This window comes from Pseudarthrobacter sp. efr-133-R2A-89, assembly GCF_030209315.1.
Taxonomy (GTDB): Bacteria; Actinomycetota; Actinomycetes; order Actinomycetales; family Micrococcaceae; genus Arthrobacter.
This window is the reverse complement of sequence record NZ_JARVSE010000006.1, coordinates 154055-178493: the sequence shown is the minus strand read 5'-3', so window position 1 is coordinate 178493 and position 24439 is coordinate 154055. Positions and strand designations below refer to the sequence as shown.

The following is a 24439-nucleotide window of genomic DNA, read 5'->3' as shown; positions in this document are numbered from 1 at the left end:
CCGTGACCATCACTTCCCTCCCCGCACCCGCACAGGCTCCTGCAGCGCCCGCCCAAAACGCCGAACTTGGCCTGCGCGAGTCCGCCACCTTCGACCGCGCCACCATCGCGGACATCCAGCGGGCTGCCGCCACCGGCGTCTACGACATCCGCGGCTGGGGCGCCAAGCGCAAGGTCCCGCACTTCGACGACCTTCTCTTCCTCGGCGCCTCGATGTCCCGCTACCCACTCGAGGGGTACCGCGAAAAGTGCGATACCGACGTCGTCCTCGGGGACCGGCACGCGACCCGCCCGCTGCACCTGCAGACCCCGGTGACCATCGCCGGCATGAGCTTCGGCGCCCTGTCCGCCAACGCCAAGGAAGCGCTGGGGCGCGGCGCCAGCGAGGTGGGCACCTCCACCACCACGGGCGACGGCGGGATGACGCCGGAGGAGCGCGGCCAGTCCAAGCACCTGGTGTACCAGTACCTGCCGTCCCGCTACGGCATGAACCCGGACGACCTCCGCAAGGCCGACGCGATCGAGATTGTGCTCGGCCAGGGCGCCAAGCCCGGCGGCGGCGGCATGCTCCTGGGCCAGAAAATCACCGAACGCGTGGCCGGCATGCGTACCCTGCCGGTGGGCATCGACCAGCGCTCCGCCAGCCGACACCCGGACTGGACCGGCCCGGACGACCTCGAAATCAAGATCGGCGAACTCCGCGAGATCACAGACTGGAAAACGCCCATCTACGTCAAGATCGGCGCCTCCCGGCCGTACTACGACACCGCGCTGGCAGTGAAGTCCGGCGCCGACGTGGTGGTGGTGGACGGGATGCAGGGTGGCACCGCCGCCACGCAGCAGGTGTTCATCGAGAACGTGGGGATCCCCACGCTGGCCGCCATCCCGCAGGCGGTCCAGGCCCTGCAGGAGCTCGGTGTGCACCGTAAGGTCCAGCTGATCGTTTCCGGCGGCATCCGCACCGGGGCAGATGTTGCCAAGGCCATGGCCCTGGGCGCGGACGCCGTCGCCATCGGCACCGCCGCGCTGATCGCGCTCGGCGACAACGACCCCCGCTACGCCGCCGAATACGCCGCCCTCGGTTCGGCTGCCGGGTTCTACGACGACTTCCAGGACGGCCGCGACCCCGCCGGCATCACCACCCAGGACCCGTCGCTTGCTTCGCGGCTGGACCCGGTGGCCGCGGGACGCCGGCTGGCCAACTACCTCCGCGTCCTCACGATGGAAGCCCAGACCATCGCCCGGGCCTGCGGAAAATCGCACCTGCACAACCTGGAGCCCGAGGACCTGGTGGCGCTCACCATCGAGGCCTCCGCCATGGCCCGGGTGCCGCTGGCGGGCACCAGCTGGATCCCCGGCGTCCAGGGAAGCTTCTGATGACGGACCCGTCGGATTACGTGGTGGTGGGCGCCGGCCTTGCCGGTGCCGCCACCGCCTGGCAGCTAGCCGTCCGCGGCCACCAGGTCACGCTCCTGGAACGCGACGTCCCGGCCGCGCATGACGGCAGTTCCCACGGCTCGGCACGCATCTTCCGCTACGCCTACCCGGACCTGTTCTACACCCGTGCCGTCCTGGAATCGAAGGCACTCTGGGACGGGCTCGCCGCCGAGGCCGGCACCGAACTGATCACCCCCGCCGGAGCGGTGGACTATGGCCAGAAGCGGAATCCGGCGCAGCTCGCGGAGGTGCTCGGCGCCGCCGGAATCGACCACGAACTGTTGACCGCCGCCGACGCCCGGAACCGCTGGCCGCACATCGCGTTCGACACCGAGGTGCTCTGGCACCCCGGCGCCGGCGTGATCGACGCCGAAACCTCCGTGAACGTGATGGTGGACCTCGCCGTCCGCAACGGTGCCCGGGTCCTCACCGGCTGGAACGTGGCCGGCGTGGAAAACCACGGCACCGGCTACCGCGTGCGCTCGGCGGCCGGCAGCACCATCGACGCCGGCAACATCGTGGTCAGCGCCGGGGGCTGGCTGCCACAGCTGCTGGACTCGCTGCCGCTTCCGGGGGCCTTCGTGGCCGGACTGCCGGAATTCACCGTGCGGCAGGAGCAGGCCTTCCACTTCCGGTACAGGGACGACGACGGCGGCACGGGCACGGGTGCCCCGGGCTGGCCCACCTTTATCCACAAGGCCGCCGGCATCCAGGCCTACGGGCTGCCCGGCGGACGTGACGCCGGCTTTGCCGGCCAGAAAGTGGCGGAGTACAACGGCGGACCGCGCATCCCATCGGCAGCAGCCCAGACCGGCGCGGTGGACCCGGCCAACCGCGCCCGCGTGACGGAGTACGTCCGCCGCTACCTGCCTGGCCTGGACCCGGAACCGTACGCCGAAACCACCTGCCTGTTCACCAACACCCCCACCGAGGACTTCCTCATTGACCGGGCGGACAACCTCACCGTCGTCTCACCCTGCTCGGGCCACGGCGCGAAGTTCGCCCCGCTGATCGGACGGTGGGCCGCGGATCTGGCCACCGGTGCCGGGTCAGTTCCGGACCGGTTCCGCAGCGACACCTCCGCGGCACTGACCACCTCGAACGGAACACCGTGAGCTTTTTCCATACAACAACTGCACCAGCCGTCCCCGCCGAAACCAGCGCACCCACCGTTACCGGGCTCCTGGAGGACATCTCCACCATCGGCCGGGACAACACCCGCGGCGGCTACTCGCGCCCTGTCTTCTCCACCGCCGAGACCGACCTCCGGGCCTGGTTCATCGAGCAGGCCGGCCGGCGCGGCCTCGATGTCCAAACCGACCACAACGGGATCATCTGGGCCTGGTGGGACACCGCATCAGGGGTGCGGGAGGACGCCGTCGCCACCGGCAGCCACCTCGATTCCGTTCCCGGCGGCGGTGCGTACGACGGGCCGCTGGGGGTAGCCTCGGCGCTGGTCGCCGTCGACCTCCTCAAAGCCCGCAACTTCCGGCCCCGGCGGCCCCTGGTGCTCGCGGTGTTCCCGGAAGAGGAGGGGTCGCGGTTCGGTGTTGCCTGCCTCGGCTCACGGCTCCTTACCGGCCAACTGGACGCCACCAAAGCCCGCAACCTCAAGGACCCGGCCGGCAACACCTATGCCGAGGTGGCTGCCGCGAACGGCCAGGACCCCCGGTTCATCGGAGCGGACCACGCGGCCCTTCAGCGGCTCGGAATATTCGTGGAGCTGCATGTGGAGCAGGGGAGGGGGCTGATCGACCTCCACCAGCCCGTGGCCATCGGATCATCCATCCTGGGGCATGGCCGCTGGAAGCTGAGCATCACCGGGGAGGGGAACCATGCCGGCACCACGCTCATGGCGGACCGCAAGGATCCCATGGTTGCCGCCGCCAAGGTGATGGTTTCCATCCGGGATACCGCCCGCAAATACCGGGACGCCCGGGCCACCGTAGGGAGGGTGCAGCCCGTCCCCGGCGGCACCAACGTCATCGCGTCCCGGGTAGACCTGTGGCTCGACGTGCGCCACCCGGAGGACTCGGTCACCGCCGCACTGGTGGAGGCGATCGGACAGAAGGCCCAGGTCCTCGCCGCGGAAGAGGGCTGCACAGCCAGCCTGGGTACGGAGTCGCTGAGTCCCACGGTGCATTTCGACGGCGGCCTCCGGGACCGGCTGCAGCAGCTCCTGCCCGCCGCGCCGGTGCTGGACACCGGCGCCGGCCACGACGCCGGTGTGCTGGCCGCGCACCTGCCCACAGCCATGCTGTTTGTCCGCAACCCCACTGGCGTTTCGCATTCGCCGGACGAACTCGTCGACGACCGAGACGCCGAAGCCGGCGCACTTGCCCTGGCGGACTCCCTTGCCGGACTGCTGGGCGAGGCAGCGTGACCGGCCAGGACCGTCGTCGTACGCCGGGCTTCCCGCCGCCCGCCTAAGATGGCAAGCATGACCGAAGAGGCCGGGGACCAGGCAGCCGAACAGCCCGCAGAGGACGTTGCCGGCCGGCTGGAGCAGGTCATTGCGGCGCAGGTCCGGCACTACCGTACGTCGGCCGGATTGTCGTCGGCCGAGCTCGCAGCCCGGACCGGCCTGTCCAAGGCCATGATCTCCCGGGTGGAAACGGCCACCACCTCCTGCTCCCTCACCACCTTGCAGCGGCTGGCCGACGGACTGAAGGTTCCCGTCACCGCTTTGTTCCGGGGCGCGGACACCGACCGTGACGCCACCTTTACCAAGAGCGGCCAGGGCAGCCTCACCGTCCGCAGCGGCACCCAGCATGGACACGAATACCGCGTCCTGGGTACGTTGAAGGGCCGCAGCGACGCCATCGAACCCACGCTGGTGACCCTCACGGACGCCTCCGACGTCTTTCCCCTGTTCCAGCACCCGGGCACGGAGTTCATCTACATGCTCTCCGGCCGGATGGTCTACGGCCACGGCTCCTACGAGTACGCAATGGAGGCCGGGGACTCGCTGCTCCTGGACGGCGAAGGCCCGCACGGCCCGCTGGAGTTGCTGGACCTTCCCATCCAGTTCCTGGCGGTCTCCGCCAAATAGCGCCGCCCGTGACGGGTGGCTCCTGCAGTAGCTTCCTGCGTGCTGCGTGACCCCTGAAACTCGCCTGTGGATGACCGAAACGATCATTTAACACACCGGAAACCCACCCGGGAATTGCCGCCATACAGTTGGAACCAGACGGCAACAGCCGCCCCTCCCGCTGAACGTGGTTTCTCCGGCCACGTCCCTTCGCAGAGCGGCTCTGACGGCAAATGACCGTTCTCTCTTCGCATCACGAAAGGGGTTTCCCATGGATTCGGGAAATGTCGCTTGGATTTTGGCCAGCTCGGCGCTGGTGTGCATGATGATCCCCGCCCTGGCCCTGTTTTACGGGGGCATGGTGGGGTCGCGCCGCATTCTCAACATGATGATGATGTGCTTCGGCGGCGCCAGCCTGGTGGCCGTCCTCTGGGCACTGTTCGGCTACTCCATGGCCTTCGGCAACTCCGTGGGCGGCCTGGGCCTGATCGGTGACGTCACCGAATTCCCCGGCATGGGGCAGCTGCTGGCCAAGGATGACTCGGCGTCCATCCCGGTCATCCTGTTCGCAGCATTCCAGCTGTTCTTCGCCTGCGTCACCACCGCACTCGTTGCCGGAGCTGCCGCCGGGCGCATGAAGTTCGGCGCCTGGATGGTGTTCGCCGGCATCTGGGCCACTGTGGTCTACTTCCCCATCGCGCACTGGGTGTTCGCGTTCGACTCTGCGGACGGCAGCACGGTGGGCGGCTGGATCGCCAACGGCATCAAGGCCATCGACTTCGCCGGCGGCACCGCGGTGCACATGAACGCCGGCGCCGCCGCACTGGCCCTGGCCCTGGTCCTGGGCAAGAGCTCCGGCTGGCCGAAAATGGAACACACGAAGCCGCACAGCCGCCCCCTGGTCCTGGTGGGCGCAGGCCTGCTGTGGGTCGGCTGGTTCGGCTTCAATGCAGGTTCCGCGCTCGCCGCCGGCCAGTCCGCGGCCGTGGTCTTCCTCAACACCGCCGTCGCCGCCTCCGCCGGCCTGCTTGCCTGGGCCCTCGTGGAGCGGGTCCGCCACGGTGCCGCCACCAGCATGGGCGCCGCCTCCGGCCTCATCGCCGCGCTGGTGGCCATCACCCCGGCCTGTGGCGCCGTCAGCCCGCTGGGCGCACTGGCCATCGGCGCCATCGCCGGTGCCGTCTGCTCGCTGGCCATTGAATGGAAGTTCCGCCTCGGCTTCGACGATTCGCTCGACGTCGTGGGCGTCCACCTCGTCGGCGGCATCTTGGGCACCCTGCTGATCGGCCTTTTCGCCACCGACAAGGCCCCGAACGGCGTCAGCGGCCTGTTCTACGGCGGCGGCTTCGACCTGCTCGGCGTCCAGGCAATCGCCACCGTCAGCGTCCTGGCCTACTCCTTCGGAATCACCTGGATCCTTGCCAAGATCCTGGACAAGGCCATGGGCGGCCTGCGCATCAAGCCCGAGGACGAACTGCGCGGCATCGACCTCGCAGCCCACTCCGAGCTTGCCTACCTTACGGATGAGGACCCGGTGGAACTGGGCTCGCCGCAGCGGGTGTAACCGCCGCAACGCGCCGGGCGCCCGCCTGCTGGGGGCGGCGCCCGGTGGACGCTTCCGCGTCGCGGGTCCCAGCGCACGAGTCAGGGCCAAACCTTGGACCGGTGCCGGCAACCGCCGGCTTATAGTTCCAGGGTTTGGCCCTTCGTCGTGCCTACTGTTCCGTGCAGGCCAGGATGCCGCCGCGCACTTCGAGCACCGCGGCACGGACGTGGCTGAGGCGCGTGCGCGGGTCCGGCGCCATGGTGCCGATGTCCTCACCGTCCCAGCAGGGATGCGTGAAGTAGACAAGCAGCGCACGGTCCGCGCCGCCGTCGCCCGCGTCCCCGCCAAGCGGTACCACGTCCGCGTGGCGTCCGACGACGGCCCGTCCGTCCCAGGATTCGGGCGCCGTGAGGATCAGCCCGCCCAGGTGTTCCTGCCGGGTCCAGTTTCCGGTGGCGTCCACCGAGCGGTACACCGCCTGGCCGCGCCATTCGTCCACGATCATCCAGTAGCTCCCGCCGAGCCGGAAGACCTTGGGGCCTTCATGCGGGCGGCCCGGGATGGCCACGCCTTCGAGGACCCACGACGACGGGTCTTCCGGGGTGTCGCTGACCGCGCTGAAGGTATTGGAGCCGCGGGCCTCGTCCTTGTACCAGAGCCGGTACCTGCCGTCTCCACACCGGGCCACGGCCGCGTCGATCGCCCGCGGCGAGTCCAGGCCGATGGCGCCCAGGTACTGCCACTTCTCCAGGTCATAGCTGGCGAACTGCACGATTTCCGCTTTCCCGGTCCAGTCCGTCCGCCGCCCGCCCAGGACCGTCAGGTACATGATCCACCGGTTGCCGATGCGTACGACGTCGGGGGCCCAGAGGGTTGCCGGGAGTTCCGTTCCGGGCGGGATGAGCCCCTCAACGGTGCCCTGGTAGCGCCAGGTGGCGCCGCCGTCGGACGACCTCGCAACGCCGATGCCGGTCCCGTGAACCCACTCGACGCCTGTCAGCCCGGGCGCTGTGGCGCGCCGCTGGGTGTAGAAGAGGACCCATTCGCCGTTGCGGTGGTCGGCCACGAGGATCGGGTCCGTGGGGCCGTCCCACACCGGATCCCGGTACGGGAGGGTGAAGGCGTCCGCGCGCAGGGGCGGTACTGCCGGGGCAACGGTTTCCTGGGCGGCCTGCTGCTGGTGCACGGTTTTCTCCAACGTTGTAGTTTGCGGTGGAGTCCATCATATGCGTCGCGAAACCGGGCGCTACTCCTTGAACAACCCCGCCAGGTCCTCCGCCGTGATGGCGCCGCCGGCCAGGGCATCGCCCTCCATCACGTCCGCAAACAACTGTGACTTCCGGGTCTTGAGGGCCATGACTTTCTCCTCGATGGTGTCCTTGGCCACCAGCCGGTACACCATCACGTTCCGCGCCTGCCCGATCCGGTGCGTCCGGTCCACGGCCTGCGCCTCCGAGGCAGGGTTCCACCACGGATCGAGGAGGAAGACGTAGTCCGCCTCGGTGAGGTTGAGCCCGAAGCCGCCGGCCTTGAGCGAGATCAGGAATACCGGCGCGCTGCCGTTCTTGAATTCGCTGACCACGTCGGCGCGGTTCCGGGTGCCTCCATCGAGGTAGCAGTACTCGATCTCTTCCTCGTCCAGCCGCTCCCGGACCTTCCCCAGGAACCCGGTGAACTGGCTGAAGATCAGGGCCCGGTGCCCCTCGGCCACCAGGTCCTCCAACTGCTCGAACAGCACATCCAGCTTGCTGGACCGCACGGCGGACAAGGCAGGGTCCACCAGCGAGACGTCCAGGCTCAGCTGCCGCAGCAGCGTCAGCGACTGGAAAATGGTGAAGCGGTTCTTGTTGACGTCCTCGATCAGCCCCAGGATCTTTTGCCGTTCGCGCTGCAGGTGCGTCTGGTAGACCTTCTGGTGCCGCGGGTTGAGCACCACTTCCAGGACCTGTTCCTGCTTGGGCGGCAGGTCCTTGATCACCTGGTCCTTGGTGCGCCGCATCATCAGCGGCCGGACCCGGCGGCGGAGCTTCTCGAGCTGCGCTTTGTCGCCGTTCTTTTCCACCGGCTTCTGGTAGTACTCGGCGAAGCGCTTGGGGCTGGAGAACAGGCCGGGAGCCACGATGGACGTCAGCGCCCAGAACTCCATCAGGTTGTTCTCCAGCGGGGTGCCGGTGATGGCCAGCTTGAACGCTGCCGGCAGCTTCCGGGCGCACTGGTAGGCCTTGGACTGGTGGTTCTTGACGAACTGTGCCTCGTCCAGGACCAGCCCGGCCCAGGTCCGGGAGGCGTAGGCCTCGTAGTCGATGCGGAACAAGGCATAGGAGGTGATGACGACGTCGGCCCCGCCCAAGGCCTCGGCCACGTCCTGGCCGCTCTTCCCGAACGTCTCGCCCACCGTGCGCACGGTCAGGCCGGGCGCGAAGCGTGCGGCTTCGAGCGCCCAGTTGCCCACCACGCTGGTGGGCGCCACCACCAGGAAGGGTGCGACGGCGGCGGGCGCGGTTCCAGGGCCGGCGGCAGCTCCGTCGTCGTGCCGGTCTCCGGACGGCTGGTCCCCGGACGCAAGCCCATGGTCCTTGGCGGCGCACATCAGTGCCAGCGCCTGCACGGTCTTGCCCAGGCCCATATCGTCGGCCAGGACGCCTCCCAGCCCGTGCTTGTACAGGAAGCTGAGCCAGTTGTAGCCTTCCAGCTGGTACGGGCGCAGCTCGGCGTTCAGGGACGCCGGCAGCGGCAAACCGTCCACCCCGCCCTCCAGGAGCCCGCCCACGGCCGAGCGCCAGGCGGCGGCCTGCTGGTCCACGATGCCCAGCTGCGCCAGCTCGTCCCAGAGTCCTGCCTGGAAGCGGCTGATCTGCAGAGGGGCATCCTTGTTGTCCTGCAGCGAACGGGCTTCCTCGATCAGTGCCCGCAGCTGGTGCAGTTCCGGCAGGTCGAGCGAGAAGTAGGCGCCGCTGGGCAGCAGCATCTTGGTCTGGCCGGAGGCGAGTGCGGAGAACACGGCCGCGAAGGACACGGGCTGGCCTTCCAGGGAGATCTGGATGCCGAGGTCGAACCAGTCCCGCTGTTCGGTGGCCTTGGTGGAGATGGACACCACCGGAGCTTCCTCCGCTTCGCGGTAGTCGGCGATCTCGCCCACGGTTTCCACGTCCACGTCCGGGGCTTCCCGCAGCCTGGGCAGCACTTCCTCGGTGAACGCCAGCGTATCCAGGCCCGTGAGTTCCACCGACGCCGCCAGGCGCGGCGTGCCCCAGCCGCCGGTGGCTGACTCGCCCAGGGCGGCCACGGTGTCCCAGGGCTGGCCGATCCCTTCCAGGATGCGGGACTCGGCGGTGTCGTCCCGGTACCCCTGATCGCCGGGGTGCCGCCACAGCGGTTGCGCCGTGACCAGTTTCCCGGTGCGGTAGTGCCACTCCCAGTGCAGCCGCACCCGGTGGTCCGCCCCGTAATTGGCCAGCAGGGACAGGGTGGGGACGCCCAGCTCGGGAAGTTCCACGGACTCATCCCGCGCCGTGACCCGGGCCGCCTGCTTGAGTTTCGGATAGAAACCCGTGAGGAACCGCGATTCGTCCTTGGCGGGAATGTGGAGGGCGCTGCCGGCCGTGACGAACGCCAGCAGCTCTTCGCTCAGCCCGTTCTCCAGCGGCGCCAGCGTTATGGCGCCGTCCGGATCCGGGACACCCGGCAGCGCGGCCTCACCGGAGGTGAAGAAGAGGCCGTGCGCGGGCCGGCCGATGGTGCCCACCGCTGCCGGATCAACCTCTTCCCCCGCCACGGTGATGGTGGGGGACAACTCCAGCCCGGCGTCGGACACCGCACTGCCGGACCCGTCGGGATCCGCCGGTGCTCCGAACCTGCTCAGGGAAAGCCCGACGGCGGCGGGGGCCTCCGCGACCCGGACCGGCTCGGTGCCGCGCGAGTGGACCAGGGCCAGCCCGATCTTGCGGGCATCGGAAAGCAGGCCCCACAGGTTCTTCCCGGCATAGGAGTTCATGCCCAGCCACAGGCCGGAAGAATTGTGCATCCGGCTGGGGGACGACGAGTGCCCGGCCAGGAACTCCTGCATCCATTCCACGTGCGCGTGGTTGGATTCGCGCCGGAAGTTCAGGTAGCTCAGCGTGTTCCAGGAAACGTCCCCGCGGATCCACTTGCCCTTGGCCCCCATGATGACGGGCCGGACCTTGAGCTGGCGCACGCCGCGTACCGGGTCGCGGCGGCCGGTGTAGGAGAAATGCGGCGGCGGCTCTTCAACCTCGAACTGCAGCGCCAGGGGAACGCCGCTGGTGGACGGGGCGGCGCCGGGCTGGGAAATCAGCGGGCTGAGGGCCTGCTCCCAGTCCGAAAGGGCCGCGGAGGGGGCGCGGGAGACCTGCGTGGCCGTGGACGGGGCCAGCAGCTGCATCCGGATGGCCGGATTGTCCTCCGCCGCAAAGAGCAGGGCGGCCACATGCTTGCAGTCCTTGCGCACGGGGCAGCTGCAGACGCCTACGGTGCAGCTCCAGCCGCCTGCCTTGCGGACCAGCTTGGCGGTCGTGGAGTACGGAACTTCCGCGCCGCCCCGGACCTTGCCCAGCATGAGCCCGGTGCCGGCGTCGAACGACATGCCCGAAACCCTGCTGGCCATGGCATACGCCAGCCCGGCCGCGAGGGAGCGGTCGTTGATGGCGGGTGTCTGTATTGCCAGTGCCGCACTTTCGTCCGGTTGGGATGGCATGGTGCGCGCTACTTTCGGCAGGCCACGGCGGAGCCGGGTCCGGTGGTTGGTTATCTGATCCATCTTAGTTCTCCCGGCAGCAGGCCCACGTTCCGCGCTCTTTCTTGGGCCGCCTCGAAAACTTCGCTTGACGTTCACCTCCTCCTCAATGCTGCCGTGAACTGGCCCCCGTAGCGTGAAAAGCGTCCGGAGCACCACCAGCCCAGCAGCGAGGATTTCCATGATCACCACGCCCCAGCCCGTCGTCCTGACCAGCAGCAGCATCGAAGCGAGCGATGAGGAAGTGGTCCAGGCCAACGTCACCGTCGTCGACGCCATGCATACGGCCCTGCTCCGCACCGAGGAAATGTCGCCGGTGGCCGTCCGCAGCTACTACGTCGACTTCTACCTGACCCAGGCGCTGGAGGGCGGCTTCGCCCAGTACGCCTTCCTGGCGGTCGACCGCGCCGCGACGGACACGCTCATCCGCGAAGGCATGGCGGGCATGGGCGCCACCGCGCACTTGGAACTGTTCAACCGCGCCGTCGAATGCTACGACGCGCTGTCCGAGGAGGAAACGGAACTCTACCTCGACGGCAGCGTCGATAACAGCGGCGACGTTCCCGACGCCGTCCTCCGGATGGAGGAGCTGGACGGCGAATTCGAGGAACTGCTGGAGCAGGAGAACATCACGGCGCTCAACGCCGGCTGGCTGCGCCGCCAGGCAGACCTCGTGGTGCTCGACGACGAGGAGGTGGGCCCGTACATCCAGGGCCTGGTTGCGCTTATCCCGGACCTGCCCGAACGCCGGGCCCAGGCCGACGCCGAAGCCCTCGAGGACGCCCCCGACTTCGAAGTGATCATCCGCGAACTGTGCGACATTGCCGGCGTCGAGCTGACGAAGATCACCATGGGCGACCCCAACTACATTCACGACGGCGGGAAGACCCTGGCGTGGCACTTCAGCACCGACAACGGCGACTTCCTCATGGTGGAAGAGGAGGACGAGGCGTTCATGATCAACCCCGAGACCCAGGAAATCGTGGCGGCCGTGGAATTCGAGGACGCAGACCTGGTGGAGGCCTAGCAGCGCCGGTGGCCGCTCCGTTCCCGGCGCGGCCATAGGGTTTCCAGGGACATGGAAAAGGCGCGGGGCAGCAGTGCGTCAGCTGGCCCGCGCCTCCCACACCAAGGGGCCGGAAAAATAAAAAACAGACACCCGTAACCTCCGCGACGTCCACGGCGATGTAGTCAGTGATGGGTCCGCCCGCCGGGCCCAATCCGATGTGTTGTCTAGGTTTGGAGAAGTTAAATGTCTGTGTTTACCGTGCTCGCCACCAGCAAAGTCGCCGCCGGAGTCCTGGCTGCAGGAACCCTGGCCGTTGGCGGAACCGGCGCCGCCGCCATCTCGGGCGTCCTGCCCGCCCAGGCCCAGCAGACGGCCCATGAAGTCTTCGGTGCACCGGCCCCCAAGCTCGGCGCCGACGCCGCAGCCAACGGCCAGGCCACCCCGGCGCCCACCGCCACCGCCGCCGTTTCCGACGCCCTGAAGACCGCTGACGCTTCCTCGGATGCCAGCGCGAAGGCAACCGGCACCGCTGCGGCCGGTGACGAGAAGGTTTCCGCCAACGCCACTGCCTCCGGCGAGGCCAAGACCGCTGTTGACGCTGCCGGTCCGGCTGCCCTGGGCCTTTGCACCGCCTTCGCCAATGGCGGACTGAACGCTTCCTCGACGGCGTTCTCCTCGCTGTCCATCGCCGCCAAGGGTGACGCGAACATCAAGAGCTACTGCGCTGACGTCGTGGCCAAGGCCGATGTCGCCGCCAAGGCTGCCGCTGCAGCCAAGGGTTCCGCCTCGGTTGAGGCCGAAAAGCCCGCGGTTCCGTCCGTGCCTGCTGTGCCGGCTGTCCCTGCCGTTCCGGGCGCCGAGGGCAACACCACTGTTCCCGCTGTTCCGGCCGTTCCGGCTGTGGGCGGCAACACTGCCCACGCCCCTTCAGTTTCGGTCCGCTAAGGCAGTTGGCTAGTCTGGACTGCGGCTGCAGCCGCAGTCCGGGCAGCCGGGCGGGGTGCGCATGCCGGGGACAGCACCCCTGAACAACCCGCAAGAAGGCAGCCGGAAGACCACGGGAACTGGCAGTCCGTACCGGAAACCGGGATAGGCGCGAGCCGGATCCCGGGATGGAGGAGCCGCTGGTGCTAGACACTTTGGCCCAAGAAGAGTTCGACATATTCGACAACGCAGCCGGAACGGATCCGGCCGCGTTGTTCGCTGCTGCCTACAGAACCTTCGCGGGGCCGGTGCAGGGCTACCTCAAAGCACGCGGACTTGATGACCCCGAAGCCGTCACCCAGGACGTCTTCATGGCGTTCTATCCCAGGATCGGCAACCTCACCGGCGGGATTCAGGGCGCCAAGTCGCTGATCTTTTCCATTGCCCACGCCCGCATGGTGGACCACTACCGCCGGCTGGAGCGGCGCCCGCAGCTGACACCCTACGACCCCCAGCATGACGGCCGGACAACCCCGTCCGCGGAGGACCACGCCGTTGAACTGACCGGCGGAGCCGCCGCCATGCTGGAAGGACTCAGCGAAGAACACCAGGAGGTCCTGGCCCTTCGCGTCGTGGCTGACCTGTCCATCGAACAGGTGGCCGCCATCATGGGCAAGAGCGCCGGAGCCATCAAGCAGCTCCAGCGCCGCGCCCTGCAGAACCTTAAGGCCCAAACGCTCAAGAGAAACCAGGCGAATCATGAGTGACACCGCAGGATCCCGCAACGACGGGGTGGTTGCCCAGCTCCTGCTGGAGGCAGGCCTCGACGACGACGGCCAGCTCCGTGACGCCCTGCTCGACCTGCGTTCGCTGGCAGCCGGGGCCCCGGAGCCTTCAGCCGGGATCGCCGCCCTGATGGCCGGCGCGCCCGCCGCGGCCCCAGCCACCACCGTGCTTCCCGCCGCGGCCCCGGCAACAGCAGCGCTTCCCGCGGCCAAACCGGCAGATGAACTGGCCGCCCGCCGCAGGGCCAAGCGCCGTATCACGCTCACCACGCTCTCCGTTGCCGCGTCCCTCGCGGCCGGCGGCGCTGTCGCCGCAGCCTCAGACCAGGGATTCCGTGACTCGTTCAGCCAGCTGAACCAGGCAGTCACCTCCTTCGTGACCGGTTCCACCGCTGCACCCGCAGGCAGCAAGGGCGGGGAGGTGCCGGCGCCTGGCCCCGCGGTGACCCGGCCCGTGGCCGCGAGCCCGGAAGCCGTTCCAGCGGCACCCGCAACCTCTCCGGCACCGGCCGGCGGGTCGTCGTCGTCCGCTGCTTCGCGGCCGGGCAACACCCCCACCCACGGATCGTCCGCTTCCCCGGCCCCGAAGCCTGCCGGGGTTCCGGAGCCGTCACTGCCCACGGACGTCCCCGGGGATGTCAGGAAGGGCCTGGAACAGGCACCGAAACTGCCGGTCCCCGTCCCCACCGGGGTCCCGCTCCCTGGGAAAGCCACAGAGGTTCCCCTGAAGTAATCCGGACCGCAGTCGGGGGCCGGTCAGTAGGCCTGCCCCGCCGCCTTGGCCATGGCCCCTGACGGATCGGACAGGAACCATACGCCGCCGACGCCCTGGCCTAGGGTGTCACCGGGTTTGGTGTCCTTGGCGAAGTAGTACAAGGGCATGCCGTTCAACGTCACCTGCTTCTTTCCGTCCGCGCCGGTGATGGTCCCCAGCTTGCCGGTGACCCCCTCTGCGGTGGGCGTCCCGGATGTGGTGGTCAGCGGCGGCCACTGGACGGCGCAGGAGCCGGTGCACGCGCTGGTGCCGGAATCCTTGGTGTCCTTCGTGAAGAAGTAAAGGCTCATTCCCTTCCCGTCCACCACAATGCTGCCCGCGACTGAGGAGGACGCCGTCTTAAGCTCGACGGCGGCGCCGGCCTGCGGGGATGATGCGGAGGACGAAGCCGATGAGGCGGAGGATGCGGAAGCCGCGGTGCCTGTTGCCGGGCTGGTGGCAGCCGGCGCGGTGCCGGAGCTGCTGCCGCAGCCGCTGAGGGCTGCGGCAAGGGCCAGGATGGCGAGGCCCGGCCCGAGATGGTGCTTCATGGTGTGCTCCCTTGGCTGGATTCTTTCCTTGGTAGGGCCCGGCGCCGGATCACCGGACGCTAACCCCTATGACGCCTCCTGGTGAAGAATGGTTCACACGCTGCGCCCGATTGAACCTTTTCCGCCCCGCGGGCGTCGTAACAGCCGGAAGCGGAGTGTTTCGGCGACAGGCCAGGTGACGGGAGGGTGGGATGCCGCTCGATGACGGCGTGGTGGAGGCGATCTACCGCGAGCACGGCAGCGCCCTGCGCCGCTTTGTGCTCAGCGCGATCCGGGATCCGCAGCTGGCGGAGGACGTGGTCCAGGAAACCGTGCTCCGGGTCTGGCAGCACGCCCCGGACATCAACGGCAGCTTCCGCAGCTACCTGTACCGCACAGCCAGGAACGTCATGATCGACAACTATCGCCGGACCCAGCGCCGGCCGGCTGAGGCCCTCGGAAGCGGCCTCGCAGATCCCGTCGAGGTGGTGGGACGCGTCGACGACATGCTTAACCGGGTGTTGATGGAGGAAGCGCTGTTGAGGCTGAGCAAGGAACACCGCGAGGTCCTGGTGGCCCTGCACTACCGCCGGTTCACGGTCAACGAGGCAGCAGCCCAGCTCAACATCCCCAGCGGCACGGTCAAGTCCCGCGCGTATTACGGGCTCCGGGCCCTGCGCACCATCCTGGACGAGATGGGGGTGGAACGATGAGCACCAACCCGCACCACCTGCTCGGCGCCTACGTCCTGGGCGGGCTCGATTCCCAGGACGTCGCCCTCTTTGAAGGCCACCTCCAGGACTGCACGGCCTGCCGCAAGGAGCTGGCATCGCTGGAAAAGGTGCCCGTGCTCCTGGACGCCCTTCCCGTCCCTGACGCCCTGGCGCTCACCGCGGCACCCGGTGGGAGCGAGGATGTCGGAAGCACCGTCCCCGTCCGACTTTTCGAGGAACTGTCCCGCCGGCGTCGGAACGTACGACGGCGCTGGGTGGCTTTGGCGGGCGCCGTTGCAGCCGCGTGCCTGGCAGTGGGCCTTGCCGTGGGGCCCTTGCTGGTCAGGCCGCCGCAGCCGGACGCCACCTACTCCGTGGCGTCCGGGGACGGGCTGCAGGTCCACATCGACATGGCGCGCAAAGCCTGGGGGACCGAGCTCGCGGTGAGCGGCAGCAGCCTGCCCCCGGACGGGACACTATCGCTGTGGGTCCGCGACCGTGCCGGCGGCGAGGACCGTGCCTGCGCCTGGTCGGCTACCCCCACGGGGAAGGTCAAGGTCACCGGGGCAACGCCCATCCAGCTGGCCAGCATCTCCAGCGTGGAACTGCGCGACGGCGCCCAGCACGCGGTGGCGGTGATTACGGTTCCGTAGGCCCACCTGGCCCGGCGTTCATCGCCCGGAACTCCGCCACCAACGCCGCATCCTCGCAGGCGCGGGCGAAGGCCTCGATCCGCCGTTCGATCTCGTACCCCAGCAGCCGGCTGCCGATCCGTTCCATTGCTCCCCGGAGGACGGCGGGCCGGCAGGAAAAGGTGTACTTCCAGACCGCCCGTGTGCCGCCGTCGTCAGCGGTGAAGCGCCAGCCGCCGCCGAAATTATCGAAGAACCACGGACCGGACACCATGGTCATCCCGACGCTGCGCGGCGGCGCGAAGGAGACATACTGGCTGACCATAGTCAGGCCCAGCCGCGACCGGGTGCGGGTCCGGACGCCTTTTCCCGGAGCCCGGGCCCCGTCCAGGAACCCCTGCGCGGAAATGAAGGGATCCCACTTCAGCCGGAAGGCCCCGGTGGTTTGGGAGAAGGCAAAGGCAGTATCCGGATCGATGCGGATGAAACGTTCGGCTCGTACCTGGGGCATGCCCCAACCCTAGCCACCCGCACCGCCATCTACTTGCTCATTTTGGCCATCCGGGCGCGCATCACCATGTACGCGCCATAGCAAATCAAGCCCGCTCCCACCGCCGCGAGGAGGTAGGGGCCCAAGGGCTGGTCGCGGAGGGCACGCAGGCCACCGTCCAGGCCCGTGGAGTCCTCCGGGTGCTGTTTCACGGTGGCCACCACGATCAGCAGGCCGGCGAGCAGCAGCACCGTTCCCTTCGCCAGGTAGCCGGCCACACCCAACGCGGTGACTGCCGTCCGGGCCGGGCCGGGAGCTGGCATCCGCAGCTGCTTCTGGAAGGACTTCTTGGGTCCCCTGATGCCGTACACCACGCCGGTGACAGCCACCGCCACGCCGATCAGCACCAGCAAGGCCACACCGCCGGGCGCCACCATCATGGAAACGGTGAAATCGCTGGTGGCCTTGCGGTTGTCGCCGCCGGAGCCGGTGCCGGTGACGAAGTGCCACAGCGTCAGGGCCAGCACGGCGTAGACGATGGCCTGCAGGACGGCCTTGGCCTTGTTCTTGACTTTTGTCTTGGTGGGCTGGTGGTTGAAATCGAAGATCGCATCGCTGGTCTGCCACAGAGACAAGGCGGCGCACGCGGCGAAGCTGCCCCACAGCAGGAAGGGGCCAACGGGCATGGTGGCCAACTCGGCCACGGCCCCACTGAAATCGGCGCTGCCGGTACCGCCCACGGCGAGCCGGATGGCAATTGCCCCCACCAGCAGGTGCAGGATGCCGCTGACCGCAAAACCCAGCCGCGCGAGAATTTCCAGGACACGCGAATTCGTGACGTCTTCGGCCTTGTCAACGGCCTGCTGCAATTCTTTTTTGATCGTCATTCCTTTGGCCAAGCGCGGTGGTGCGCTGGTGTGCGTGCCCTTCTTACAAGGGCAATCGTGCCACGCCGGCGCGGTCCGGAACAGTCGGTCCCGCGAGCGTCCGCCTGCCGCCGTACGGCCTACCGTGGCCCCGGACGGCGGGGATGGGGAGGGATCCCCATCGCCGGGTCCGGCCACCTGTGCAACCATAAGGACCAGCGATTCACACGCACCGCACACTTTCCGGGGGAAACCATGACTTTTTACGGCGCTGACGTCAGCCAGTTGCGGGCTCTGGCCAAGGCAGCGGACCAGGCGGCGTCTCTTTTGAGCAGCCGGGCCGGCTCCTTGCAGAGCCAGATCCAGTCCGCTCCGTGGAAGGGGCGGGACGGTGAGCGCTTCCGGCAGGAATGGAGCGGAAGCCACCGGCCCAGCCTGGACAAGGTGGTGGCCAGCCTGCGGGAGAACTCAAAGATCCTGATGCGGCAGGCCGACGAGCAGGAAAAGGCCTCCACCGCAGGTTCCGGCGGCTCCGGGACCAGCACGTGGGACCGGCTGACCTCGCTGGCCGCGCAGGCCCGGGAATGGCTGAAGGAGAAGGCCGAGGCGGCCCGGGCGGCAGCCGAACACCGGAAGGAACTCGAAGCCGGTCTGGAGCGCATGGTCAACGCCAGCCCGGAAGAGCAGGCCAAATGGTGGGACAGCCTCTCCGCGGCGGACCGCAAGTACCTGATTGAGGGCGAAGGCAGCGACGGGCCGTTCGCCGAGGACCTGATGCGCATGGACGGCGGCATCCCGGCCGCCGCGCAGCAACTGGCCAAGCAGCACCTGCAGGAGCTTGCCAAGGCTGACATTCCCATCTACTCCGAGACCGGCAAGGCGTCCATCGAGGCCAGGGTGGCCTGGGTCCACGGCGGCGCCGAAGTGGGCACGGAAGTGGTGGAGAACGCCGACGGTTCCGCCACCATGAAGGTGTACGGAAACATGGGCCTGGGTGTGAACGACACCTCTGGCACAGCGGGCGCCACCCTGACCGGGGAAGTATCCCGTGAGTACAAGTTCGGCAGCGTGGAAGAAGCCATGGCGGCCCGTGAACAGATGTACAAGGACCTGCCGCCGGACAGCATCGGTGACATCAAGGACGTGGCCGGCAACCCGCCCGGCTACATCCTGGACACCATCAACAATGCCGCCCACGACAACGGCTCCACCGGACAGACGGACAAGGCCAAGGGAACTTTCTCGCTGGAGGCCAAGGGCGAATCCGGCCCGGCGTCCGGCTCGGCAAAGCTCGACCTCGCGTACGAGCGCAACCTCACGGACGGGACGTCAACCGCCAGCGGCGAAGTCTCGGCGCAGGGCAAGCTCAATCTGGACGGCCGTGTCTTCGAGGCCTCAGGCAAGGGCGGACTGCAGGTCAACATGGACAAGGGCAACAACATCGATTCGGTATCCGTTTCCATGGACGGGACCGTGGCCCAGGGCGTCACCGAAGGCGTGGACGCGAAAGCCGCCAAGTTCGACTCGACCGTGACCGCGGGTACCCAGGGAACGGTCAAGATCAACGTGGATTACTCCCCGGAAAACCGGCCCGTCATCGACAGCTACCTGCGCAACGTTGCCCTCGGCAATGAGGCCGGTGCAGCCCGGGACGCCGCCAGGTTGTACGAGGCCGGCTCCGCCACCGTCCAGGTGAACTCCGTGGTCACCGCCACCAACGAGGCGGGATTCGACGTGAAGCTCGGCGAGGTGGAAGTGAAGACCGAAAACCAGGCCACCACCAACGTCTCCACGTACTATAAAGTCCCCAACGACACCAAGCTCGAGAGGCTCTGAAACCATGTCAGTGCACATCGAATCCCCGCTGGGCTTCACCGCAGACTTCCCCGAGCACACCCAGGTCCTGGACGACTCCACCGCCGGGCCCAACAGCGAGCAGTACGGCCTGCTGGGCGGCGTCCTGGTCACCGTGATCAAGGACGACACCTCCGTGCAGGATGCCCCGCTGGCCAACGGCTGGGCCCACCTGATGTCGGATTTCTACCGTGAGGAGCGCGGCGGCACCCTGCTGGCGGAGGGCGAGCTGAACCTGCCCGGCAAGTCTGCGTATGGCGTGGTGGTCGGTTATGACGACGCCGAAGGGGCGGCCAAGGTGGCAGCCACCGTAGGCGTGTGGGAGAGCGGCCGGTTCATCGGCGTCGTGGTGATCTGGCCGTACCTGAACGCTGAGGCGGAGCCCCGGCTGGACATGCTCAAGGAGATCGTGGCCGCCATCAACGTGGGATAACCGCCCGCGCCGCAGCAGCCGGGCGGGCCCTGCCGTTCAGCGTGTCAGCGGCGGCGGTAGCAGAGATCGAAGATCAGCCGGCCGGCGTCGTGGGCCTTCGCCTCGAAGCTGGTCCGGATCCGGCCTTCGAACCGTGGCGCCCAGCCGCCCGTTTCGTCCACGCCTTCGTTGGGACCGGTGTGCCCGGTGCTTACGGGCGCCCGTCCCTCCCTGACCGGTGCGCCGCCCACCACTGATTCGACGCCGGACTGCCACACCTGGGTCAGCGGGCTTTCGGGTCCGCGGCGCTCGCCGGTGTGCAGGTTTTCGAAGTCCGCCGAGCCGGCCATGACGTCCCGGACGTGGATGGCGTAGTTGGACCAGTCGGTGGCGATCCGGAACAGGCCGCCGGGTTTCAACGCCTTTGCCGCCAGGCCGGCGAACTCGGGCTGGATGAGGCGGCGCTTGTGGTGCCGCGACTTGTGCCACGGATCCGGGAAGAAGACCCACAGTTCGCTGACGGAGCCGGCGGGAAGCATGGTGGCCAATACCTCCGGGGCGTTGGCCTCCACCACGCGGACGTTGGTCAGGCCCCGGCTGTTGATCTTGATGATGGTGTTGGCGAGCCCGGGCGTGTAGACCTCCACGGCCAGGAAGTTCGTGTCCGGGTTCTGTTCTGCCGCGTGGCAGATGGCATCGCCCAGTCCGGACCCGATCTCGACGACCAGCGGGGCCTCGCGGCCAAACTCGGCTGTTGCGTCGAAGGTGTAATCGGGGTGGACCGAGGTGTTGGCCACGTGCCGGGGAACGTCCACGGCCCACCGCTCCGCATGCTCGGCCCAGGCGGCCTGGCGGCGGCCCTGCAACCGGGTGCCGCGGCGCACGAAACTGACCGGCCGGCCACCGTAGGTACCGAAGGAGGCTTGGGTTCCGGGCGTGACAGGCCTGGGGACATGCGGCTGCTGGGGGTTTTCAGGGGATTCGCTCATCCCTTCCAGAATAGCGCCGCGAAGAGAACGGCGGTCAGGGCATCATTCGGGCAGCCCGGCGGCCTTCGACGGCACCGCCTCCGCGGTGCCCCCGCCGCAGGTGGATAACTCCCGGCGCAGCACGCTCCTGCAAGAATGGGCGGATGACGGACGCAACGAATGCCGACGCAAGGAAGCAACGGCGAGGGGCTGTCTCCGAAGAAAGCCAAAGACGTCCCAGGACGGGCAGCAGCCTGGTGGACCTGGGTACTTTGGTGGACGCGGAGGTTGACGAACTCCCCGCGCCCGGGCCCACCCGTGTGGGCGGCCGGCGTGCCTTGGCCTACCTGGGTGTGTGCCTGGTGCTGATCGGCTTGAACCTGCGGAGTGTCTTCTCCAGCCTGTCTGCTGTGCTGCCGGAGGTGACCGCGCAGGCGGGGCTGCCTGGCTGGTCCGTAGTGGTGTTAACCACGGCTCCGGTGACGTTGCTGGGTGTCTTTGCCCCGGTGGCCCCGGTTTTGGCCCGCCGGTTTGGTGCTGAGCGGGTGCTGCTGGGGGCCATGGCTTTGTTGACCGCCGGATTATTGTTGCGGCCTGTGGATGCCGGGGCGGCGATGGGTGGGGCCGGGCATTTGCCTGCGCTCCTTGCCGGTACGGCGGCGTGCGGTGCGGCGATCGCGTTGTGCAACGTGCTCCTGCCGGGCTTGGTGAAGCGGGACTTCCCGCACCGGCTGGGGCTCATGGGGGGCCTGTATACCACCGCGATCTGCGCGTCCGCGGCGCTGGGGGCCGGGTTCACGTACCCGGTGTACACGGCGACGGGGGAGTGGACCAGGGCGCTGTGGGTCTGGGCGGTGCCGGCCGCCGTCGTGCTCCTGCTGTTCCTGCCTGTAGCCGTGCGGCAGGGGACGGTCCGGCACCAGGCCGTCAGGGACGGGGTGAACGTGTGGCGGTCGCCGGTGGCGTGGCAGGTGACCATCTTCATGGTGCTGCAGGCCATGATGTCGTTCAGCGGTTTTGCGTGGCTGGCGCCCATCCTCCGGGAAAGGGGCGTTGACGGGGCCACGGCGGGGTTGATCGTTGCCGTGTGTATCGTGCTGCAGATGCTGGGGTCCTTGTTTGCCCCTGCCCTGGCCGCGCGGTTCAGCGACCAGCGGGCCATCAATACCGTGGTGGCGTTGATGACCGGGGGAGGGTTCGTGTTGAGCATCGTGGGCCCGCTGGACCTGGTCTGGGTCTGGGCGGGGCTGCTGGGCCTGGGCCAGGGAAGCCTGACGGCCTGTGCGCTGACCTTGATCATGCTCCGTACCCGGGACGGGCACACCGCCGCGCACCTGTCGGGCATGATGCAGGGCGTTGGCTACGGGGTGGGTTCAACCGGAACGCTCCTGGTGGGGCAACTGCACCAGGCCACCGGGTCTTTCGTTCCCGCCGGCGTCCTGTTCACGGTGGTCGGGCTGCTCGCGGCCGTTTTCGGCTACCGCTCCGGCCGGAACCGGTATGTGGGCGAGGAACCGTAATGCAGGACCCCACGCTTCCGGTCGTCCACCACGCCAACGGGATTTTCCGGCCACCGTATTTCTGGGTGACGGTGGGCACCTGCGCCCTGGTGTTCCTGGCCGCCTTCGAATCCCTCGCCGTAACCACCATCATGCCGCTGGTCAGCCGGGAACTGAACGGCGGAAACCTCTATGCGCTGGCCTTCGCAGGGCCGCTGGCCACCGGTGTCATCGGCATGGTGGGCGCCGGCAACTGGTCGGACAGGCGCGGGCCCGCCCTGCCCCTGTACGCCTCCGTAGCGCTGTTCGTGGCCGGCCTGCTGGTCGCGGGCACCTCCGTTTCCATGCCCATGCTGGTCACCGGCCGCCTGGTCCAGGGCTTCGGCGGGGGCGCCCTCACCGTGGCCCTCTACGTCCTGGTGGCTCGGTTCTACCCGGGCACCCTGCATCCCCGGATCTTCGCCGCGTTTTCGGCCGCCTGGGTGGTGCCCTCACTGGTAGGGCCTTTCGCGGCCGGCGTGGTGGCGCAGGTCTTCAGCTGGCACTGGGTGTTCCTGGGCGTCGTGGGGTTGGTCATTCCGGCGCTCGCAATGGTCGTGCCGGTCCTGCGCGGACTGGACCCGCCGGAATCAGCCGGCGGCGCGGGAGGAACCCTCCCGCCGTGGGCACCGGCCCGGCTCGGCTGGGCGGCGCTGGCCGCCCTTGCCGTCCTGGGGCTCAACCTCTCCGCCGGCCTCAGCCTCCCCGCCTTCCCGCCCGCCAAGGCACTCCTGGCCCTTGCCGCCGTCGTCCTTGCCCTGGCAGCGGTCCGGCCACTGGTGCCCGCCGGGACCCTTAGGGCACGGCGGGGCCTGCCCAGCGTGATCCTGTCCCGCGGCCTCGCCTCGGCGGCCTTCTTCGGGGCGGAGGTCTACCTTCCCTACCTGCTGATCGACCAGTTCGGCTTCCCGCCCACCTTTGCGGGCGTTACCCTCACCGGCGGGGCGCTGGCGTGGGCCGGTGCCGCGGCGGTCCAGGGCCGCATGGGCCCGCGGCTGGAGGACCGGAGGGCTGTACGGGTGGGCTCGCTGATGGTGCTCGCTGCCATCCTCCTGGCCCTGGCCACGGCGGGGCTGCACTGGCCGGCCGCCGTCGCCATCGCCGGGTGGGTGCTGGCCGGCGGCGGGATGGGCCTGCTCTACCCCCGGCTGAGCGTGATGACACTGGCACTGTCCAGCAAGGACAACGAGGGCTTCAACAGTTCCGCCATGTCAATTGCCGACTCGCTGGGCGGGGCCCTTTCGCTCGCCGCCACCGGGATAGTCTTCGCGGCCTTTACGACGACGGTCCAGTCCTTTGCCGGCGTCTTCGCCTTCACGGCGGCCCTCGGGCTGTCCGCGGTGCTGGTGGCGCCGCGGGTCACCGGCAGGAAGGGTGCGGAGGGCTAGGGAAGGCGGGTGGCGCGCAGGACGACGTCGGCAATGGTCGCCTCCTGCCCGTCCGGTCCGGTGACAGGGCGCGCCCGGCTGGTAAGGACTTCCAGCTGCCAGCCGGGGCCGTCCAGGGCCAGTTCACGGACCAGCTGGTCTCCGGTATAGAACATGTCCAGGTGCTGGTGGTGGTCGTTGCCCCATGGCGGCAGCCGGTCCGGGTGGTGGCCCACCACCAGCAGGGTCCCGCCGGGCTTGACGGCAGAGGCGGCTGCGCGCAGCGGGACCCGCCAGTCGAGTTCCCGGGAGTGGAGGAACTGTGAGGTCACGAGGTCGTAGGAACCCTCGGGCTGCCACTTCGTGAGGTCCGATTGCTGCCACGTGATCCGGCTGCGGATGTCTCCGCTGGATGCGTTCACGCTTTCGCGTGCCAGCTCGGCCAGTTCGTGCGAGTGGGCCCGTTCCAGCGCCACGGCGGAAACGTCGACGGCGGTGACGGACCAGCCCCGCCGGGCAAGCCAGATGGCGTCGGCGCCCTCGCCGCACCCGAGTTCCAGTGCCTTGCCGGGGCGCAGGCCGCCGGCCTCATGGACCAGTTGGGGGTTCGGCTTTCCGCTCCAGAGCCGGGCTTTGCTCCGGTACCGCTCATCCCAAACCGCCCCGGGGTCGACGCCGGCGCCGCCCTCTTCCGGCGCCCCGCCGGCGTCGTGCGCGTGCTGCCGGTGCGCTTCCTCCTGGTGCGTATCCTGGCCCTGCCCCGGGTGTTCGCTCATGCTCCAACACTGCCCCGCCATGACCCCGTTGGCAACGACGCGGACGGCCGACCGG

The 24439-nt window shown here is 68.7% G+C and carries 22 protein-coding genes; 15 read left to right on the top strand and 7 right to left on the bottom strand.

The window, feature by feature from the left end; genetic code table 11:
- The first annotated feature begins 2 nt into the window (after nt 1-2).
- The 5 genes from QRM95_RS12480 to QRM95_RS12460 all read left to right on the top strand — a co-directional run bounded on the left by QRM95_RS12480 (nt 3) and on the right by QRM95_RS12460 (nt 6031).
- Nucleotides 3-1376, top strand: a complete 1374-nt coding sequence (locus QRM95_RS12480) for an FMN-binding glutamate synthase family protein (protein WP_285247904.1) — start codon at nt 3-5, stop codon at nt 1374-1376.
- Nucleotides 1376-2551, top strand: a complete 1176-nt coding sequence (locus QRM95_RS12475; protein ID WP_285247903.1) for an FAD-dependent oxidoreductase — start codon at nt 1376-1378, stop codon at nt 2549-2551. Before QRM95_RS12480 ends, QRM95_RS12475 begins: the two co-directional genes overlap by 1 nt.
- Nucleotides 2548-3819, top strand: coding sequence for an allantoate amidohydrolase (locus QRM95_RS12470; protein WP_285247902.1), 1272 nt, complete (start codon nt 2548-2550; stop codon nt 3817-3819). Before QRM95_RS12475 ends, QRM95_RS12470 begins: the two co-directional genes overlap by 4 nt.
- A 57-nt stretch (nt 3820-3876) precedes the next feature.
- Nucleotides 3877-4488 (top strand): helix-turn-helix domain-containing protein, encoded by a 612-nt coding sequence (locus QRM95_RS12465; RefSeq protein WP_285247901.1) that lies wholly within the window; start codon nt 3877-3879, stop codon nt 4486-4488.
- Nucleotides 4489-4738: 250 nt separating this feature from the next.
- Entirely contained in the window at nt 4739-6031 is a 1293-nt protein-coding gene (locus tag QRM95_RS12460) for an ammonium transporter (RefSeq protein WP_285247900.1), read from the top strand.
- A 151-nt stretch (nt 6032-6182) separates the two neighbouring features.
- Here QRM95_RS12460 and QRM95_RS12455 read toward each other — a convergent pair whose 3' ends face one another.
- Together QRM95_RS12455 and QRM95_RS12450 are read right to left on the bottom strand one after the other, a co-directional pair.
- Nucleotides 6183-7199, bottom strand: a complete 1017-nt coding sequence (locus QRM95_RS12455) for a glycoside hydrolase family protein (RefSeq protein WP_285247899.1) — start codon at nt 7197-7199, stop codon at nt 6183-6185.
- Nucleotides 7200-7259: 60 nt separating this feature from the next.
- Nucleotides 7260-10727, bottom strand: coding sequence for a DEAD/DEAH box helicase (locus QRM95_RS12450; protein ID WP_285248027.1), 3468 nt, complete (start codon nt 10725-10727; stop codon nt 7260-7262).
- Nucleotides 10728-10947: 220 nt separating this feature from the next.
- Here QRM95_RS12450 and QRM95_RS12445 point away from each other — a divergent pair, with 220 nt between their 5' ends.
- The 4 genes from QRM95_RS12445 (at nt 10948) to QRM95_RS12430 (ending at nt 14217) form a co-directional block, all read left to right on the top strand.
- Nucleotides 10948-11793, top strand: a complete 846-nt coding sequence (locus tag QRM95_RS12445) for a DMP19 family protein (RefSeq protein WP_285247898.1) — start codon at nt 10948-10950, stop codon at nt 11791-11793.
- A 225-nt stretch (nt 11794-12018) separates the two neighbouring features.
- Nucleotides 12019-12720 carry a protein tyrosine phosphatase gene (locus tag QRM95_RS12440; RefSeq protein WP_285247897.1) on the top strand — a complete coding sequence of 234 codons (702 nt, stop codon included), beginning with the start codon at nt 12019-12021 and terminating at the stop codon, nt 12718-12720.
- 167 nt (nt 12721-12887) lie between these two features.
- Complete coding sequence (locus tag QRM95_RS12435; RefSeq protein WP_285247896.1) at nt 12888-13466, top strand: RNA polymerase sigma factor; 579 nt, start codon at nt 12888-12890, stop codon at nt 13464-13466.
- Nucleotides 13459-14217, top strand: a complete 759-nt coding sequence (locus QRM95_RS12430) for a hypothetical protein (RefSeq protein ID WP_285247895.1) — start codon at nt 13459-13461, stop codon at nt 14215-14217. Before QRM95_RS12435 ends, QRM95_RS12430 begins: the two co-directional genes overlap by 8 nt.
- Before the next feature lie 23 nt (nt 14218-14240).
- Here the strand turns inward: QRM95_RS12430 and QRM95_RS12425 are convergent, their stop codons facing one another.
- Nucleotides 14241-14789, bottom strand: coding sequence for a COG4315 family predicted lipoprotein (locus tag QRM95_RS12425; RefSeq protein WP_285247894.1), 549 nt, complete (start codon nt 14787-14789; stop codon nt 14241-14243).
- A 191-nt stretch (nt 14790-14980) separates the two neighbouring features.
- Between QRM95_RS12425 and QRM95_RS12420 the strand changes: the two genes are divergently transcribed.
- Entirely contained in the window at nt 14981-15481 is a 501-nt protein-coding gene (locus QRM95_RS12420) for a sigma-70 family RNA polymerase sigma factor (protein ID WP_285247893.1), read from the top strand.
- On the top strand, nt 15478-16134 hold the full coding sequence (locus QRM95_RS12415; protein ID WP_285247892.1) for an anti-sigma factor family protein: 657 nt from the start codon (nt 15478-15480) through the stop codon (nt 16132-16134). The genes QRM95_RS12420 and QRM95_RS12415 overlap by 4 nt, the downstream gene beginning before the upstream one ends.
- On the opposite strand, the gene QRM95_RS12410 is transcribed toward QRM95_RS12415, so the two are convergent.
- Together QRM95_RS12410 and QRM95_RS12405 are read right to left on the bottom strand one after the other, a co-directional pair.
- A complete protein-coding gene (locus tag QRM95_RS12410) occupies nt 16121-16624 on the bottom strand; it encodes an SRPBCC family protein (RefSeq protein ID WP_285247891.1) in 504 nt (167 codons plus the stop codon). The two genes, QRM95_RS12415 and QRM95_RS12410, sit on opposite strands and share 14 nt — an antisense overlap.
- A gap of 29 nt (nt 16625-16653) precedes the next feature.
- Nucleotides 16654-17490, bottom strand: coding sequence for a DUF1206 domain-containing protein (locus QRM95_RS12405; protein ID WP_285247890.1), 837 nt, complete (start codon nt 17488-17490; stop codon nt 16654-16656).
- 234 nt (nt 17491-17724) lie between these two features.
- Here QRM95_RS12405 and QRM95_RS12400 point away from each other — a divergent pair, with 234 nt between their 5' ends.
- Nucleotides 17725-19305: a fimbrial protein gene (locus QRM95_RS12400; RefSeq protein WP_285247889.1), complete on the top strand. Its 1581-nt coding sequence runs from the start codon at nt 17725-17727 to the stop codon at nt 19303-19305.
- 4 nt (nt 19306-19309) lie between these two features.
- Nucleotides 19310-19756, top strand: coding sequence for a hypothetical protein (locus tag QRM95_RS12395; RefSeq protein ID WP_285247888.1), 447 nt, complete (start codon nt 19310-19312; stop codon nt 19754-19756).
- 44 nt (nt 19757-19800) lie between these two features.
- On the opposite strand, the gene trmB is transcribed toward QRM95_RS12395, so the two are convergent.
- Nucleotides 19801-20724: a tRNA (guanosine(46)-N7)-methyltransferase TrmB gene (gene trmB / locus QRM95_RS12390; RefSeq protein ID WP_285247887.1), complete on the bottom strand. Its 924-nt coding sequence runs from the start codon at nt 20722-20724 to the stop codon at nt 19801-19803.
- 143 nt (nt 20725-20867) lie between these two features.
- Here trmB and QRM95_RS12385 point away from each other — a divergent pair, with 143 nt between their 5' ends.
- Together QRM95_RS12385 and QRM95_RS12380 are read left to right on the top strand one after the other, a co-directional pair.
- Nucleotides 20868-22223, top strand: coding sequence for a CynX/NimT family MFS transporter (locus QRM95_RS12385; RefSeq protein WP_285247886.1), 1356 nt, complete (start codon nt 20868-20870; stop codon nt 22221-22223).
- Nucleotides 22223-23629 carry an MFS transporter gene (locus QRM95_RS12380; protein WP_285247885.1) on the top strand — a complete coding sequence of 469 codons (1407 nt, stop codon included), beginning with the start codon at nt 22223-22225 and terminating at the stop codon, nt 23627-23629. Before QRM95_RS12385 ends, QRM95_RS12380 begins: the two co-directional genes overlap by 1 nt.
- On the opposite strand, the gene QRM95_RS12375 is transcribed toward QRM95_RS12380, so the two are convergent.
- Nucleotides 23626-24384 (bottom strand): class I SAM-dependent methyltransferase, encoded by a 759-nt coding sequence (locus QRM95_RS12375; RefSeq protein WP_285247884.1) that lies wholly within the window; start codon nt 24382-24384, stop codon nt 23626-23628. The genes QRM95_RS12380 and QRM95_RS12375 overlap by 4 nt on opposite strands.
- Between the last annotated feature and the right edge of the window lie 55 nt (nt 24385-24439).

What these genes read in the sequence shown, in the direction of transcription:
- QRM95_RS12475 (WP_285247903.1), top strand. Translation starts at nt 1,376, where the DNA reads ATGACGGACCCGTCGGATTACGTGGTGGTGGGCGCCGGCCTTGCCGGT.
- QRM95_RS12465 (WP_285247901.1), top strand. Translation starts at nt 3,877, where the DNA reads ATGACCGAAGAGGCCGGGGACCAGGCAGCCGAACAGCCCGCAGAGGAC.
- QRM95_RS12460 (WP_285247900.1), top strand. Translation starts at nt 4,739, where the DNA reads ATGGATTCGGGAAATGTCGCTTGGATTTTGGCCAGCTCGGCGCTGGTG.
- QRM95_RS12450 (WP_285248027.1), bottom strand. Translation starts at nt 10,727, where the DNA reads ATGCCATCCCAACCGGACGAAAGTGCGGCACTGGCAATACAGACACCC.
- QRM95_RS12445 (WP_285247898.1), top strand. Translation starts at nt 10,948, where the DNA reads ATGATCACCACGCCCCAGCCCGTCGTCCTGACCAGCAGCAGCATCGAA.
- QRM95_RS12440 (WP_285247897.1), top strand. Translation starts at nt 12,019, where the DNA reads ATGTCTGTGTTTACCGTGCTCGCCACCAGCAAAGTCGCCGCCGGAGTC.
- QRM95_RS12435 (WP_285247896.1), top strand. Translation starts at nt 12,888, where the DNA reads ATGGAGGAGCCGCTGGTGCTAGACACTTTGGCCCAAGAAGAGTTCGAC.
- QRM95_RS12430 (WP_285247895.1), top strand. Translation starts at nt 13,459, where the DNA reads ATGAGTGACACCGCAGGATCCCGCAACGACGGGGTGGTTGCCCAGCTC.
- QRM95_RS12425 (WP_285247894.1), bottom strand. Translation starts at nt 14,789, where the DNA reads ATGAAGCACCATCTCGGGCCGGGCCTCGCCATCCTGGCCCTTGCCGCA.
- QRM95_RS12420 (WP_285247893.1), top strand. Translation starts at nt 14,981, where the DNA reads ATGCCGCTCGATGACGGCGTGGTGGAGGCGATCTACCGCGAGCACGGC.
- QRM95_RS12415 (WP_285247892.1), top strand. Translation starts at nt 15,478, where the DNA reads ATGAGCACCAACCCGCACCACCTGCTCGGCGCCTACGTCCTGGGCGGG.
- QRM95_RS12410 (WP_285247891.1), bottom strand. Translation starts at nt 16,624, where the DNA reads ATGCCCCAGGTACGAGCCGAACGTTTCATCCGCATCGATCCGGATACT.
- QRM95_RS12405 (WP_285247890.1), bottom strand. Translation starts at nt 17,490, where the DNA reads ATGACGATCAAAAAAGAATTGCAGCAGGCCGTTGACAAGGCCGAAGAC.
- QRM95_RS12400 (WP_285247889.1), top strand. Translation starts at nt 17,725, where the DNA reads ATGACTTTTTACGGCGCTGACGTCAGCCAGTTGCGGGCTCTGGCCAAG.
- QRM95_RS12395 (WP_285247888.1), top strand. Translation starts at nt 19,310, where the DNA reads ATGTCAGTGCACATCGAATCCCCGCTGGGCTTCACCGCAGACTTCCCC.
- trmB (WP_285247887.1), bottom strand. Translation starts at nt 20,724, where the DNA reads ATGAGCGAATCCCCTGAAAACCCCCAGCAGCCGCATGTCCCCAGGCCT.
- QRM95_RS12385 (WP_285247886.1), top strand. Translation starts at nt 20,868, where the DNA reads ATGACGGACGCAACGAATGCCGACGCAAGGAAGCAACGGCGAGGGGCT.
- QRM95_RS12380 (WP_285247885.1), top strand. Translation starts at nt 22,223, where the DNA reads ATGCAGGACCCCACGCTTCCGGTCGTCCACCACGCCAACGGGATTTTC.
- QRM95_RS12375 (WP_285247884.1), bottom strand. Translation starts at nt 24,384, where the DNA reads ATGAGCGAACACCCGGGGCAGGGCCAGGATACGCACCAGGAGGAAGCG.